The sequence below is a fragment of the Streptococcus mitis genome, from assembly GCF_003944325.1.
Classification (GTDB): Bacteria; Bacillota; Bacilli; order Lactobacillales; family Streptococcaceae; genus Streptococcus; species Streptococcus mitis_CW.
This window is the reverse complement of sequence record NZ_RJPX01000046.1, coordinates 1-13804: the sequence shown is the minus strand read 5'-3', so window position 1 is coordinate 13804 and position 13804 is coordinate 1. Positions and strand designations below refer to the sequence as shown.

16 protein-coding genes and 1 pseudogene are annotated in these 13804 nt (G+C 36.5%); 14 read left to right on the top strand and 3 right to left on the bottom strand.

Features of this window, described 5'->3' with window-relative positions:
• Window positions 1-17 precede the first annotated feature (17 nt).
• From D8787_RS10070 to D8787_RS10030, 8 genes are all read left to right on the top strand, one after another.
• Window positions 18-473, top strand: coding sequence for a MarR family winged helix-turn-helix transcriptional regulator (locus D8787_RS10070; protein ID WP_125423465.1), 456 nt, complete (start codon window positions 18-20; stop codon window positions 471-473).
• Window positions 474-529: 56 nt separating this feature from the next.
• Window positions 530-1762 (top strand): acyl-CoA thioesterase/bile acid-CoA:amino acid N-acyltransferase family protein, encoded by a 1233-nt coding sequence (locus tag D8787_RS10065; protein ID WP_125423461.1) that lies wholly within the window; start codon window positions 530-532, stop codon window positions 1760-1762.
• A 699-nt stretch (window positions 1763-2461) separates the two neighbouring features.
• The gene (locus D8787_RS10055; RefSeq protein WP_125423458.1) at window positions 2462-3328 is read left to right on the top strand and encodes an ABC transporter ATP-binding protein; all 867 of its coding nucleotides are present in this window, start codon (window positions 2462-2464) and stop codon (window positions 3326-3328) included.
• Entirely contained in the window at window positions 3328-4170 is an 843-nt protein-coding gene (locus tag D8787_RS10050; protein ID WP_125423455.1) for an ABC transporter permease, read from the top strand. The genes D8787_RS10055 and D8787_RS10050 overlap by 1 nt, the downstream gene beginning before the upstream one ends.
• 18 nt (window positions 4171-4188) lie before the next feature.
• Window positions 4189-4644: a LytTR family DNA-binding domain-containing protein gene (locus D8787_RS10045; protein ID WP_125423452.1), complete on the top strand. Its 456-nt coding sequence runs from the start codon at window positions 4189-4191 to the stop codon at window positions 4642-4644.
• A 9-nt stretch (window positions 4645-4653) separates the two neighbouring features.
• The gene (locus tag D8787_RS10040; protein ID WP_078238032.1) at window positions 4654-5073 is read left to right on the top strand and encodes a DUF3021 domain-containing protein; all 420 of its coding nucleotides are present in this window, start codon (window positions 4654-4656) and stop codon (window positions 5071-5073) included.
• A gap of 94 nt (window positions 5074-5167) precedes the next feature.
• Window positions 5168-5863, top strand: coding sequence for a GNAT family N-acetyltransferase (locus D8787_RS10035; RefSeq protein WP_125423449.1), 696 nt, complete (start codon window positions 5168-5170; stop codon window positions 5861-5863).
• Between the two features lie 11 nt (window positions 5864-5874).
• On the top strand, window positions 5875-6291 hold the full coding sequence (locus tag D8787_RS10030; RefSeq protein ID WP_125423446.1) for a GNAT family N-acetyltransferase: 417 nt from the start codon (window positions 5875-5877) through the stop codon (window positions 6289-6291).
• 731 nt (window positions 6292-7022) lie between these two features.
• Here D8787_RS10030 and D8787_RS10025 read toward each other — a convergent pair.
• Window positions 7023-7115 carry a type I toxin-antitoxin system Fst family toxin gene (locus tag D8787_RS10025; protein WP_000969509.1) on the bottom strand — a complete coding sequence of 31 codons (93 nt, stop codon included), beginning with the start codon at window positions 7113-7115 and terminating at the stop codon, window positions 7023-7025.
• Window positions 7116-7307: 192 nt separating this feature from the next.
• Here D8787_RS10025 and D8787_RS11720 point away from each other — a divergent pair.
• Window positions 7308-7526, top strand: a pseudogene (locus tag D8787_RS11720) (DUF5966 family protein); the annotation flags it as partial.
• Window positions 7527-7584: 58 nt separating this feature from the next.
• Here D8787_RS11720 and D8787_RS10015 read toward each other — a convergent pair.
• Window positions 7585-8445 (bottom strand): helix-turn-helix domain-containing protein, encoded by an 861-nt coding sequence (locus D8787_RS10015; RefSeq protein WP_125423440.1) that lies wholly within the window; start codon window positions 8443-8445, stop codon window positions 7585-7587.
• A 538-nt stretch (window positions 8446-8983) separates the two neighbouring features.
• Here D8787_RS10015 and D8787_RS10010 point away from each other — a divergent pair.
• Genes D8787_RS10010 through D8787_RS10000 form a run of 3 tightly spaced genes read left to right on the top strand, consistent with a single transcriptional unit; the run spans window position 8984 to window position 11381 of the window.
• Window positions 8984-9919: an ABC transporter ATP-binding protein gene (locus tag D8787_RS10010; protein ID WP_125423437.1), complete on the top strand. Its 936-nt coding sequence runs from the start codon at window positions 8984-8986 to the stop codon at window positions 9917-9919.
• Window positions 9912-10652, top strand: coding sequence for an ABC transporter permease (locus D8787_RS10005; RefSeq protein ID WP_125423434.1), 741 nt, complete (start codon window positions 9912-9914; stop codon window positions 10650-10652). The genes D8787_RS10010 and D8787_RS10005 overlap by 8 nt, the downstream gene beginning before the upstream one ends.
• Window positions 10653-11381, top strand: a complete 729-nt coding sequence (locus D8787_RS10000; RefSeq protein WP_125423431.1) for an ABC transporter permease — start codon at window positions 10653-10655, stop codon at window positions 11379-11381.
• A gap of 135 nt (window positions 11382-11516) precedes the next feature.
• Here D8787_RS10000 and D8787_RS09995 read toward each other — a convergent pair whose 3' ends face one another.
• Entirely contained in the window at window positions 11517-11609 is a 93-nt protein-coding gene (locus tag D8787_RS09995; RefSeq protein WP_000969509.1) for a type I toxin-antitoxin system Fst family toxin, read from the bottom strand.
• Between the two features lie 133 nt (window positions 11610-11742).
• Between D8787_RS09995 and ruvB the strand changes: the two genes are divergently transcribed.
• Together ruvB and D8787_RS09985 are read left to right on the top strand one after the other, a co-directional pair.
• Window positions 11743-12741, top strand: a complete 999-nt coding sequence (ruvB, locus tag D8787_RS09990) for a Holliday junction branch migration DNA helicase RuvB (protein WP_080708984.1) — start codon at window positions 11743-11745, stop codon at window positions 12739-12741.
• Window positions 12722-13294, top strand: a complete 573-nt coding sequence (locus tag D8787_RS09985; protein WP_125423428.1) for a nucleotidyltransferase family protein — start codon at window positions 12722-12724, stop codon at window positions 13292-13294. Before ruvB ends, D8787_RS09985 begins: the two co-directional genes overlap by 20 nt.
• The last annotated feature ends 510 nt before the right edge of the window (window positions 13295-13804 follow it).

Sequence of the window (13804 nt, the reverse complement as noted above, 5' to 3'; positions counted from 1 at the left end):
CAAAGAAAAGAGAGATTATGGATAAAAAAGAATTTATTGCATTTAATAATCGTTTCAATAGATTTATTTTAGCGTTTGACCAGTTAAAAAAAAATCAGCATAAAAGTGGTGTTGACAAATCCATTACGTTGAATGAGGTACATTTGATTGTTGTGATTGGGAAAAATCAGCCCTTAAATCTAGTAAAATTATCTGAATTATTAGAAGTTTCGAGAAGTGCAATAACTCAAAGTGTTAGAAGATTGATTCAAAAAAATTTAGTTGTTTTTGATTTTGATCCGAATAATGGGAAAAATAAATATTTGAGATTATCTGAAAAAGGCATCGAAATTTTTAAAATCCATAAGGAGCAACAAGAATATATTGAAAAATCAATCTTTTCAGTTTTAAACAACTATAGCGAGGGGGAACTTCAAACAGTTGTGAAATTGATGGATGATATTGAAAAGGTGTGGGGAGAATTACCGTGGTAAAAGTCGCGGTAAATTTCAAATACAATTGTTAAGCTAATTAACAAAAAGGAGAAGATATGACTGTAAACATAGAACTGATTTCACAAACAGATTTAGCGGATGAATCTTTTTATATTGCTATTAATGGTTTAGAACCAAGGGCAATGTATTGTGTAGAAATGTACCTGTCTGATTATTACTGTATAAATGCTCCCTTGCTTTTAGATCATGATGTTATATGGAAATCAACCGCAATTTTTTTATCTGATCAGGACGGTATGATTGATACCTCTCAGACAGCATCTATTTCGGGATCTTATAAAGGAGTTTCAGAAATGGGTTTATTCTTTAATGCGAAACCGTTGAGGAATAGGAAAAGGAGACTACCGAGTTCTCTTGATAGAATTCCATTGCGAGATTGTTTTGGTGTTGAAATTAAAATCAAGATGGGGAAAGATGTGATCGCGGAGCAAAGTTTTGTAAGGCGTTATATGAATCTGGGAGTAAGATATCAAGATATTTATGATAAGCATTTTCAAGGTCGATTATTTTATGATGAAAAATTAAGAAAGGCGCCGGCCGTGATTATTGTTAGTGGTAGTGAGGGAAGAATTGAAAAAGCTCAGAACATTGCCCAACTTTTATCTTCTAGAGGCTATATTTGTCTTGCGATAGTTTATTTTGGTTTAGAGGGATTACCCCAAAACTTAGAACGAATTCCAATAGAATGTCTGGAGGAGGCGAAAGATTTTCTATATCATCATCCTCAAGTTGATAATACAAAAATAGGAATATATGGTCGCTCTAAAGGAGCAGAGCTTGTTCTGGCTGGACAAAGTATTTTGGAAGATGTGCAATGTTTAGTACTCAATTCTCCCTCAAATGTAATATTTGAGGGAATAAAGGGAAAACTCAATTCTAATTCATCTTCTTGGACATATTTGCAAAAAGAACTTCCGTATCAAAAATTTCAGTTAGGAGATTATTTGTTAAACAAGTTTTTTGGAAAACATATTCCTGAAGATAGTAGGGCCCAGATTGATGTGAGTAAAATTTCCTCTCCTTTATTATTACTAGGAAGCGATGTTGATGAAATATGGAATGCATCATCCGCGATAGATGATATCATTTCACATTATAAAGGGGAATCCATTTTGTTTAAAAAATACCATGAAACAGGGCATATGTTGACAGTTGCTTATCAACCGAATCATCGTTATCGAAAAGATTGGCGCTTATTAATGAAAGAAAGTGTAGACTCTTGGTTTGCTACGATAAGTTTTTTTGATACACATCTGAAGAATTTGTAGATAGTCCTGAACCGTACTATAATAGTCCCAACTAAGATAAAAACACAGTTCTGGTTGGTAGTCAACTATACAAAAGCAAACACTAATACTCTTCGAAAATCAAATTAAAACCACGTCAGCTTCGCCTTGCCGTACTCAAGTACAGCCTACGGCTAGCTTCCTAGTTTGCTCTTTGATTTTCATTGAGTATAAAATAAGAGAAATTTGAATACAAACAGTAAAAACGTAGAGAGAAGTACAAGAGTTACTAGTGACTTTCTCTTTCATAAAATAGAACAGCTCTTCTCGGATAAAAAGAGCTGTTTTTTGCTTGTATTGAAAATTCTTTTCATCTATTATTTCCTAATAAATCAACTTGGTGTCAAAAATTTGGCTATAAGAGATTGTGTGTCATGATTTCTAGTTAATTTTTTATTGTTTGATTTGGCGAGAATAATACTACCGATTCTTGAATTTTTCGGCCAGATGCGGTAAAACATCTCTTTTATAGCGCATATTTAAAAATATAATGTGTTCTTGTAAGTGTTTTTAAGCTTCATTTAGCAATTCGGTAGGAGAAAAATGGCTGTAGTCTTCTCTACTTTAACTTAACCCTAATCATCTCACCACTTAACCTCTCATTTTAACCACTTATCTCAAAAGTCGATTTTTCTTTCATACTTTTTGTTAAACTGGTTAGATAAAAAGGAGGAAATAAATATGATTTTACAAGCTAAACATTTGACTAAACGGTACGGCGATTATATGGCTGTTGACGATATTCAGTTAGAGTTTGAAAAAGGGAGTTTTAATGCTATTTTGGGTCCTAATGGTGCAGGGAAATCAACCACCATTTCCATGTTAATCGGTTTGAAAAAGCCGACACAAGGTCAGATTCGATATGCGCCAAATACGAAAATCGGAGTTGTTTTTCAAGCTAGTGTACTGGATGAGATGTTGACGGTTAGGGAAAATCTTACGATTCGTGCTCAACAGTATAAGGAGATTGCAGCAAGTCGTGTGGATGATTTGATCCATCAACTGGGTTTGACTGCTTTCCAAAAGCAACTATATGGGACTTTGTCAGGTGGGCAAAAACGTAGGGTTGATATTGCGCGTGCTCTTCTTTCACAGCCAGATATTCTTTTCTTAGATGAACCAACGACAGGTCTAGATATTCAGACTCGCAAAGCCATTTGGGATTTACTGTCTCGACTACAAAAGGATGAAGGGATGACTATTATCTTAACGACTCATTATCTGGATGAAGCGGATGAAGCGGATCAGATTTATATCGTTGATCATGGGAAAGTGATTGCGCAAGGTTCTGCGACGGCTATTAAAAGTCAGTATGCTTCTAATATTCTAAAAATTCGTTTTAAAGAAATGAAGGATTTAGAAAAGTTGTTACAGACTGGAATGACAGTTAAGGAAGAAAATGAGTTGGAATATCTTTTTTATCCAAGAACGTCACAGGAAGCCATTGAATATTTGGCAAAAGTTCGAGAAGAAATTGATTCTTTTGAATTTCGTCCAGGTACCATGGATGATGCCTTTATTGCACTTACAGGAAGAGAGGTTCGCTAATGTTAGCTTTATTGAAACGGAATTTTATCTTATATTTTCGTAATCGTTCAGGAGTATTTTTCTCATTATTGGGGGCACTGATTTCCTTCCTCCTTTATATCATTTTTTTGCAGAAGAACTTGACGGATGCTTGGTCCCAACTCTCTGATAATACGAACCTTTTAAATAACTGGCTGATGGGTGGGACCTTGGCTGTGACTGGGATTACAACCAGTTTTACGGCTCTTACACAAATGGTACAGGATCGTGAAAATCAAGTGGATCAAGATCTCTTCTTGACAGATTTAGGTAGCTGGGGTTTACAGGTGTCCTATCTAATCAGTAGTATTGCCATCTCTTTTGTCATGCAGGTGTTTATGTTTGCTGTTATGGGGATTTATTTTAAAGAAAGTCCAGTTATCAGTCATTTACCGGAAATTGCTTTGATTATGTTGTTAAGTAGTCTGCTTTCAAGTTTGATAAATATTCTCTTGATTTATCGTTTTCAATCTGTAGATAGTCTTGGCAAACTGGCAACTATAGTGGGAACTGCTTCTGGATTTTTAGTAGGAACTTATGTCCCTATTGGAGTTTTACCTGATTTTGCACAGATTATCATGAAGTGTACCCCTGCAACTTATATTGCTTCTCTTTATCGACAAATTTTAATGAAAGAGCACTTAGAAACCGCTTTTACAGGAAATAGCAGATTGTTAAAGGAATTTCAAGAAAAAATGGGAATCCAAATCAACTGGCAAGAACTATTGACAAAGGAAGAGACATACTTTATAGTGGTTATTATCAGTCTCGTCGCTATTCTTCTTTGGCTTTTATTTGTTAAAGTGTTTAGCAAGAGAAAATAAAAGTATATTGGAGAGAAAATGAAGATTCGTTTTGAAATGAAGCCAGAGTTTTCAGAAAAGGACCCACATATTGTAATTCAGGCAGCTCAGTTAACCGACCAAGCAAGGGAAGTCATGGAGTATTTAGAACAATTTTCAACGACCAATCAGGTGGTCATTCCTATTCGAACGGATGATCATCTGGTCATGGTGAAGATTGAGGATCTTATTCTAGCAGATATCGATAAGAACTTGTTAACCATTTATACGGTAGATGGGATTTATAAAACTAAGGAAACATTGACAAACTTTCAGAATCGGATTAATCGGCGTAACTTTATACAGATATCACGCCATTCCATTATAAACATTGACCACTTAGAATCGTTATCAGATAGCTTTTCAGGGAACATGATGGCTAAAATGACTCGGGGCATCAAATCTAGTGTGAGTCGGAAATACGTTAAGTCCTTAATGAATTATCTAGGTTTATAGGAGAAAATCATGAAACGATTAATTGATTATTTTGTATCGGGAATGCGCACGGCTTCCTTCTTTTATTTGAGTATGATGTTATTAGCTCAGTGTTATCCAAGCATTACCTATCCTGCACCAATGGTAAAAAATATTCTAGCTCTGTTTTTAATGGGTGGAATTATGGGGGTATTGACTTTAATACTTGAAAAGCTAGAGTTTCTTGCTTTTAGTATACGTGTAGGAGTTCATTTATTAGTTACAGCTACTGTCTTAGTATTGACCTCTCTATTTTTTGGCTGGGGTTCAGTTTTATGGAGCTCTCTGCTTTGGTTCTTTTTCTTGTTAATTTATGGATTGATATGGCTGTATCAAATCTGGCGAACTCATAAACTCACACAACAAATTAATCAAGCCTTGGAAGATAAAAGAAAGAAAAAGGTTAAATAGTGAAGTGTTTAGTATGAAGTTGAAGGAGAGTGCTAGTTTCCAAAGAGAACAATTTGTGATATAGTATTTTCAGCGTAAAACAAGGAGAAGAAAAATGCCAGTAAACGAATATGGTCAGATGATTGGTGAGTCAATGGAAGGTTATACACCCGGTGCACTGCCTTCTATTGATTTCTTAGAAGGGCGTTATGCTCGAATAGAGGCTCTCTCGGTAGAAAAGCATGCGGAGGATTTATTAGCTGTTTATGGCCCTGATACGCCTCGGGAAATGTGGACCTACCTCTTTCAGGAACCAGTGGCAGATATGGAGGAGCTGGTTACCCTTTTAAATCAGATGTTGGCTCGTAAGGATCGTTTTTACTATGCAATCATAGACAAGGCAACTGGTAAGGCTTTGGGAACTTTTTCTCTCATGCGCATTGACCAGAATAACCGAGTAATAGAAGTGGGAACTGTCACTTTTTCTCCAAAACTCAGGGGGACACGGATAGGGACAGAAGCCCAGTATCTATTGGCTTGCTATGTCTTTGAGGAGCTTAACTATCGTCGCTATGAGTGGAAATGCGATGCTTTTAATCTGCCATCAAGACGAGCTGCGGAACGTTTGGGCTTTGTCTATGAAGGAACCTTCCGTCAGGCAGTCATTTATAAGGGGCGTACGAGGGATACGGATTGGTTGTCTATGATTGATAAGGACTGGCTTCAAGTCAAAGCTCGATTGGAAGCATGGCTGACTCCTGAAAACTTTGATAAAAATGGACAGCAGTACAAGAGCTTGAGAGAGCTTTAAGAGGTGTTGAGATGATTACTATTAAAAAGCAAGAAATTGTCAAACTAGAGGATGTTTTGCATCTCTATCAGGCTGTCGGTTGGACAAATTATACCCATCAACCAGAGATGTTGGAGCAGGCCTTATCTCGTTCATTAGCGATTTATGTGGCACTTGATGGCGATGCTGTGGTGGGCTTGATTCGTTTGGTTGGAGATGGATTCTCATCAGTATTGGTTCAGGATTTAATTGTTTTACCTAGCTATCAGCGCCAAGGGATTGGTAGCGCCTTGATGAAACAGGCTTTAGAGGATTTTAAAGAGGTTTATCAAGTCCAGCTGGCGACAGAACAGACAGAAAAAAATGTAGGATTTTATCGTTCGATGGGTTTTGAAACTTTATCCACCTATAATTGTATAGGAATGACTTGGATGAATCGAGAAAAATAATAAAATTTGTTTTTTATTAAGCAAAGTTTAAGGTTGGTCTAGTATTATATAGTCATTAAATAAAGACCTCCTAACTTTATTTAATGAAATCCTAAAACTTTTTTTCATCATAATCTCCTAATGAAGTCACCCAATCAGGTGGCTTTTTTCGTGGGTAGGTGATGGTGATAGAATTTTTTTGTAAAATAGTAAAATATGAGAAAAGTTAAGCTAGTTTTAAGCTTCGTCTTGTATTATATAGTCATTAAATAAAGACCTCCTAACTTTATTTAATAAAATCCTAAACTTTTCTTTTTCATAATAATCTCCCTTAACTCCACCCAATCAGGTGGAGTTTTTTGGCTCTATTTCAGGCTTTTTGGGACTATTCTAAAAATCATTTTTCGATATTTTCCGGTATTTTCGGATTTTGGTCGGGGAATTGGCGGGGACTTTTTTAGAAAATATGACTAAAAAATAGGTCTGTTGTCGCTTCGGCTACTTCAAACTCAATTTGATTGTAAGTGACTGTTAATTGAAGGGTTAGAACTACTTTAATAATGTTCTTGGTTGTCGAGGAGTGAGTTATCATATTGTTGTACAGTGGTTAAATCTTGAGAAGTCGAGAATGTAAAACTTTGACAAATTTTGTGAACTGTGGGATAATAAAAAGGAATTGAGTACTAGTTCTATATCATAGGCTAGAAAAAACCCCAAGCTCACGACCAAATAAGCTTGGGGTCTTTTTGACACTATTTGTCCTTGTTTAGCCATTTATCGACTAATCGAAGAACGACACCGACCACAATTGGTCCGATGATAGTTTTAAGTATTGTATCCATCATGGGCTAATTCACCTCCTCTCGCAGGCGGTGTAGAAGTGCCGAACAATATTATACCATAAAAGAGAAATTGGGCAAAAACTCAATTTCAGGAGAAAATGAAGTAAATCTTTCCACAATAAAACGCATAGTATCAAGGTTTTTAACACCTGATATTATGCGTTTTTTGATTTTAAAGACTTTTTTCTCAGACTTATGATTGGTTTTGTCAGTTTTCTTATTTTCGTGGAGGTCTATGGAATTTATCTTCTCTTTACAGAAACTGAACTTTACACGGCAGATTTAGCTCAAAATGGATTATTTGGTTTTACGACTTTCTTTATCATCTTTAATTTAGTTTTACTTTCTTTATCATGCTGGGCAGGATACAAGTGGAAGAGGGGATATCAACAAAAGTGGAGAAAACGACATTAGTTCCTCTCCACTTTTACGTTTCTAGCTAATTGGTAATTATAACTTATTACGATTGAAGTCACCTATCCTTATCTTTCAAAAAATGATCAATCTTAGCCATCATGAGCTTGTGCTCGTATATTTTACAGATATCACGAGCCTGTAAATAATAGTCAAGAATTTCATCTTGCTTTAAAAAATCTTTTCCGGCGTTCGCAACGATAGTTAAAAGAGGCGCCAGCTGATAGCTGGTCTCTTTTTGTTTACAAAAGTCAATGGTTTCTAAGGCTTCTTGGACAGCTTCTAACTCCTTCCCTTTAGAGTGTAAATAATAGGCGAAATTATGTTTAACTCGAATATAACCAAATAAATACTCTTGGTGGTTTAAATCTTTTTCTTGGTACAAACTGATAAGAAGTGAATTATTTTCTTCATATTCTGCATCACGTCCTACAGAAAAATAAAAATTAGATAAAGTATTGAGGAGTTTAAGATATACAGATGAGCTAACCGAAAGCTTTGGCAAAGCGTTTTCTAGACTGGCGATAGCTTCATCTTTGGAACTATGTAAGTAGAAAAGGATAATCGCTTGAATCCATAGAAGATAAAATTCATCCTCAGTAGAAAGATACTGAGACTTTTCTTTTTCTAAGTTTAAGAGGTATTCTAAATCCTCGTAATTACGATCTTCAAGTAATTTTTCTGCTAATTTCTTAAACGGTGTTATATTGGAAGTCATTTCAATCTGTTCATCGAAAAAATATTCTAAAGGAACTTGAAGCCGATTTGCAAGTTTATAGAGTAAATCAGCAGCAGGCATATAGTTGCCACGTTCTATTTTGCTGATTTGGCTTTGCTCACAAATTCCTTCGGAAAGTGTTTTTTGTGAGAATCCTTTTTCTTTTCTCTTGGCTTTTAGTTTATCAGATAATATGCTCATCTCTAAACCTCTTTAAATAAATTTACGATTAATTATATACTTTTAATCTCTATTTTTCAACTTTCTAACATAAAAATAGTCACAAAGGGATAAAATTAAAAAAAGATGATGAAAAGAATAGTTTTTGTTGACAAAGAATATTTAAAGTAGTACACTTACAAGTGTAAAGATAAGAAAAAGGTGGTTAATATGAGTATTTTAGTAAAGCTTCGTAAAATCATTTTGATATTATCCTTTTTAGAATCATTTGGAAGCGGTTCCTTTTTTGAAAAACCTGTAAATCAATCACAATATATTTTGGTTCGAGAATTATACAACAAGCTTCAACAATTAGTGGAGTTGATCTGGTACTGTCGGATTGATTTGTTAAACTTTTTGTGAAGTAACATTTATACAATGGATCGTGTCACAGATTGAAGAGCTTAAAGGGGGCTTGTAAGTTTGATATACTCTATTACCCTCTCATATAACTAGTTATACAGGAACTACTCTATTATATCTCTTGATGTGGGTGTATAGATATTAGGAGGAGAATAAAATGAGAAATTCAGTAATACAGACATCTAATTTATCAAAATCCTATGATGGGAAAATTGTCTTAGATAAGATAGACTTTACGCTAAAACAGGGAGAAATCTATGGCTTACTAGGAAGAAATGGCGCTGGAAAGACAACATTTATCAAGGCTATTTTAGGCTTGACAGCGATGGATAGTGGTGAAGTGAATATTCTATCTGAAAAACTGTTGGGGGAATTTTCTAAAGACTTGCTATCTCAAATCGGTGTGGTATTGGACAGTGCTTCTTTTTATCCTAATTTAACGGGACCTGAAAATCTCTCTATTTTTGCAAGATTGAGAGGAATTTCGCTAAAACAGGTAGAGCAAGCGTTACAAGTAGTAGGATTAGATGGGGAAAATAAAAAACTATTCAAGCAGTATTCTCTGGGAATGAAGCAACGGTTGGCAATTGCTAACGCTATCATGCACCAGCCGAAAATTCTGATATTAGATGAACCAACAAATGGTTTAGATCCTATTGGTATCCTTGAAATGCGCCGTTATCTAAAGGAACTCAGTACCAATCATGGCATTTCGATTTTAATATCCAGTCACATTATTTCAGAACTTGAAAAGCTTGTGGATAGAGTTGGGATACTGCATGATGCCCGCCTTATAGCTGAAAAGACTATGCAGGAATTAATAGATGGTGCAGAGAAAAGGAAAATCCACCTAATTGTTTCGGATGCTTCTCAAGCTAAGGAAGTGCTTTGCAGGATAAATCTGCAAGAACAGATTAGTATTCTTTCGGATATAGAACTTGAACTTCAGGGAGAATCACCTACTTTTGACATTGCGGTCGTATCTAACTCCTTAAAAGACAACGGAATAGTTCTAAAAGAATATTCTTATAAAAACAATGAAAGTTTAGAGGATTACTTTAAGCTGGTAACAGGAGGTGAGGGAATTGCTTGATTTAGTGAAGATTGAATTTCTCAAACAAAGGCATCAAAAACTGAATTTTGTCGTATATGGTGTTGTTTCCCTCTACCTAGCTCTCATCTGTTATTATGTAAATGATGCGAGAGGCTTGTTTGACTCCTTCCCCTTTGTCTATAAATTTTCTTTGTCTTATTTAAACTTTTTGATTCTCCCTTTGTATTGTGTTTCCTATACAATACAGGCATTTGGTGTAGAATATCGCTATCGCATCATGAACAACTTGAAACTCGCTTCAGCAAATCTAATGAAGACATTCTGGGCTAAGATTTTGTATATAGAAATCAATGCTCTGTGTATCATGTTATTCACCTATATTTCGGTTTCCTTATTTGCACTACTATCTCGCTTTTCTTCAACAGTCAGTTTGTCTTTATTATTAAGATTCTTCTATCTTTGTATGAGTAGTGGTGTCTTAATTCCCATGGGAGTATTTCCTTTAGTTGCTTTGGTCATGATAAAAGTAAGAGGCAAGGAGATAGTTGGAAATTTGGTCGGCGTCATGTATGTTTTAGTGTCATTTTTTTTAGCAAGGACGAGTCCAAATATCAGTCCAGTAACAAGTGCTAACAGTTTAATCTGGGAAGGAAACAGAGAAGGAGTGGTGCTTCAACAGCCAGCTATCTTATCGATTATTGTACTAGGTTTATCTTTACTTGTTTTGTCTTTCTTGTCCATTAAATCTTGGTTAAGAAAGGTGGATGAATAAATGTTGATGCTAGAATTGACTAAACTAAGAAGGCGAAAGATACTGTATATGATTCCCTTTGTAGCCATCCTGCTCTTTTTGTTAGAGTCTATGATTGGCCATCAGATTTATCAAGGGCATTCGTACGGTAGTGTGAATGGCTGGTATGTAGAAAATGGTTTCTTCTTTTTGAACTACTATTTTCTCCTCCCTTTTGCGAGCATGATTTTAGTGGATTTGATAAGAATAGAACAAGTGTCTAAAATGATTTCAAATCTCAGACTGATTCCTGTCGATTTGAAACAATTACTCCAAGCGAAGTTTATGCTTGCTTTGTTGATTAATCTACTAGTCAGTGAATTCACTTTTTTGGCTATGCTGGTTCTAGAGTTAATGGATGGTGATTTTGCTTTCTCTAGTCTTGAAATTTTATCGTGGGGACTTGCTTATGGAGTAATTTCTTTTGCTTACACACTGTCTGCTGGCATCATTATTCTCTTCTTAGGGAAATATCGGAAGGAACTTATTCTTGCCCTACCACTTGCCTTTTTATTGTCATTTGCAGGTTTGTTTACTTTAACAACGGTTGTTGGGCGGTATTATCTGGCAAATTTACTACTAATCATCCTGGAGGAATTCACTGTTTTAACAGTTTCTGTATATGCCATATGGCTGATTACCTTGGTGGCATGTCTCCTTTATTTGTTGGCAGATAAACGCATGATGAACATTATTTTTGCTTATAAATGACAAGCCGAGAATGTAAATCTTTGACAAAATGTGTGAACTGTGGGATAATGAAAGAGAATTAAGTATTGTGTCTATATCATAGGCTAAAAAAGACCCCAAGCTCACGTCCAAATAAGCTTGGGGTCTTTTTTGACACTATTTGTCCTTGTTTAGCCATTTATCGACTAGCCGAAGAACGACACCGACCACAATTGGTCCGATGATAGTTTTAAGTATTGTATCCATCATGGGCTATCTCACCTCCTTTCGTAGGCGGTGTAGCAGTGCCGTATAATATTATACCACATAAGTGCTAAACTCAGGAGTCACCCAATCGGGTGGCTTTTTTGTTTGTGGCTTGGATTTTTGATATAATAGAGCCATGAGTAGAATTTTAGACAATGAGATAATGGGGGATGAGGAGTTAGTAGAACGCACGCTCCGTCCTCAGTATTTACGTGAATATATCGGGCAGGATAAAGTCAAGGACCAGCTTCAAATCTTTATTGAAGCTGCCAAAATGCGGGATGAAGCGCTGGATCATGTCCTCTTATTTGGACCTCCAGGTCTGGGGAAAACGACCATGGCCTTTGTTATTGCCAACGAACTGGGTGTCAATCTCAAGCAGACGTCTGGGCCTGTCATTGAAAAAGCCGGTGATCTGGTAGCGATTTTGAATGATTTAGAGCCTGGGGATGTCCTTTTTATTGATGAGATTCATCGCTTGCCCATGTCTGTGGAAGAGGTGCTTTATAGTGCCATGGAAGACTTCTACATTGATATCATGATTGGTGCTGGTGAAGGCAGTCGCAGTGTTCATTTGGAGTTGCCACCTTTCACTTTGATTGGTGCGACGACTCGGGCTGGTATGCTCTCAAATCCGTTACGGGCACGTTTTGGGATTACAGGTCATATGGAGTATTATGCCCATGCTGACTTGACGGAAATTGTTGAGCGGACGGCAGATATTTTTGAGATGGAAATCACTCATGAGGCAGCTTCTGAGTTGGCTTTGCGGAGTCGTGGAACCCCTCGTATTGCCAATCGTCTCCTCAAACGTGTGCGCGATTTTGCCCAGATAATGGGGAATGGGGTTATCGATGTTCTTATTACCGATAAGGCTTTGACTATGCTGGATGTTGACCATGAAGGTTTGGACTATGTGGATCAGAAAATCCTTCGCACCATGATTGAGATGTACGGTGGTGGTCCTGTTGGTCTAGGAACTCTTTCTGTCAATATCGCCGAAGAGCGCGAGACGGTGGAGGACATGTACGAACCCTACCTCATCCAAAAGGGCTTTATCATGCGGACGCGGTCTGGACGAGTGGCGACAGCCAAGGCATATGAGCACTTAGGTTATGAATACAGTGAAAAATAAGCAAGAAATTCTAGAGGCTTTTAGAGAAAATCCGGATATGATGGCTATTCTGACGATCATCCGAAACCTTGGTTTAAAAGACTCGTGGTTGGCAGCAGGTTCTGTCAGAAATTTCATCTGGAATCTTTTGTCAGACAAATCCCCTTTTGACTGTGAAACAGATGTAGATGTGATTTTCTTTGATCCAGATATTTCTTATGAGGAAACCTTGTCCCTAGAGAAAAAGCTGAGAGAGGACTTTCCTCAGTACCAGTGGGAATTGAAAAATCAAGTCTATATGCACCAGCATAGCCCTCATACTGCTCCCTATACCAGTTCTCGTGATGCTATGAGTAAGTATCCAGAACGATGTACGGCTGTTGGACTACGCTTGAATGAAGAATCCGATTTTGAATTCTATTCCCCTTATGGTTTGGAGGATATTTTGAATTTTCAAGTTCGTCCAACTCCTCATTTTTTAGAGAATGAAGACCGAATGGAGCTCTATCAAAAACGATTATCCAAGAAAAATTGGCAGGAAAAATGGAAAAATTTGATTTTTAAAAATACTTAAGGAAACTTTAAGCTAGGAAGTGTATACTAAGTTCATAAGTTAAGAAGACCTTAACTTAAACTCCTAAAACTTTTTCATAATAATCTCCCTATAAAAATAGAGTCGCCCAATCAGGCGGCTTATTTTTTTGAAAAATGGGCTTTGTGCCTGAGAATAATACTCAATGAAAATCAAAGTGCAAACTAGGAAGCTAGCCGCAGGCTGCTCAAAACACTGTTTTGAGGTTGCAGATAGAGCTGATGTGGTTTGAATTTGATTTTCGGGTAAATTCCCAAACTAAGTTCCACCGCTAATCCAAGTGGAAGTTAGTCTGATAAAAATTGTAAAAACCAGTGGAAATCCGTGTCAGGGTAAGTTCCACTGGTTTTACTAATGCTTGATTTTATTGCTTTTTTAACCAAACTGAATCGAAAAAAAGAGCGCACAAAATCCTCTCATCTGAAAGCGTTTCAGATTAAGTTCCGCTATGGTGGAAGTTAGTGTGAGACGTTTGAATGCGGTTAAAGGTTA

Bases quoted from the DNA above. Each gene is read 5' to 3' on its own strand.
- D8787_RS10070 (WP_125423465.1), top strand. From the start codon at position 18: ATGGATAAAAAAGAATTTATTGCATTTAATAATCGTTTCAATAGATTT.
- D8787_RS10065 (WP_125423461.1), top strand. From the start codon at position 530: ATGACTGTAAACATAGAACTGATTTCACAAACAGATTTAGCGGATGAA.
- D8787_RS10055 (WP_125423458.1), top strand. From the start codon at position 2,462: ATGATTTTACAAGCTAAACATTTGACTAAACGGTACGGCGATTATATG.
- D8787_RS10050 (WP_125423455.1), top strand. From the start codon at position 3,328: ATGTTAGCTTTATTGAAACGGAATTTTATCTTATATTTTCGTAATCGT.
- D8787_RS10045 (WP_125423452.1), top strand. From the start codon at position 4,189: ATGAAGATTCGTTTTGAAATGAAGCCAGAGTTTTCAGAAAAGGACCCA.
- D8787_RS10040 (WP_078238032.1), top strand. From the start codon at position 4,654: ATGAAACGATTAATTGATTATTTTGTATCGGGAATGCGCACGGCTTCC.
- D8787_RS10035 (WP_125423449.1), top strand. From the start codon at position 5,168: ATGCCAGTAAACGAATATGGTCAGATGATTGGTGAGTCAATGGAAGGT.
- D8787_RS10030 (WP_125423446.1), top strand. From the start codon at position 5,875: ATGATTACTATTAAAAAGCAAGAAATTGTCAAACTAGAGGATGTTTTG.
- D8787_RS10025 (WP_000969509.1), bottom strand. From the start codon at position 7,115: ATGATGGATACAATACTTAAAACTATCATCGGACCAATTGTGGTCGGT.
- D8787_RS10015 (WP_125423440.1), bottom strand. From the start codon at position 8,445: ATGAGCATATTATCTGATAAACTAAAAGCCAAGAGAAAAGAAAAAGGA.
- D8787_RS10010 (WP_125423437.1), top strand. From the start codon at position 8,984: ATGAGAAATTCAGTAATACAGACATCTAATTTATCAAAATCCTATGAT.
- D8787_RS10000 (WP_125423431.1), top strand. From the start codon at position 10,653: ATGTTGATGCTAGAATTGACTAAACTAAGAAGGCGAAAGATACTGTAT.
- D8787_RS09995 (WP_000969509.1), bottom strand. From the start codon at position 11,609: ATGATGGATACAATACTTAAAACTATCATCGGACCAATTGTGGTCGGT.
- ruvB (WP_080708984.1), top strand. From the start codon at position 11,743: ATGAGTAGAATTTTAGACAATGAGATAATGGGGGATGAGGAGTTAGTA.
- D8787_RS09985 (WP_125423428.1), top strand. From the start codon at position 12,722: ATGAATACAGTGAAAAATAAGCAAGAAATTCTAGAGGCTTTTAGAGAA.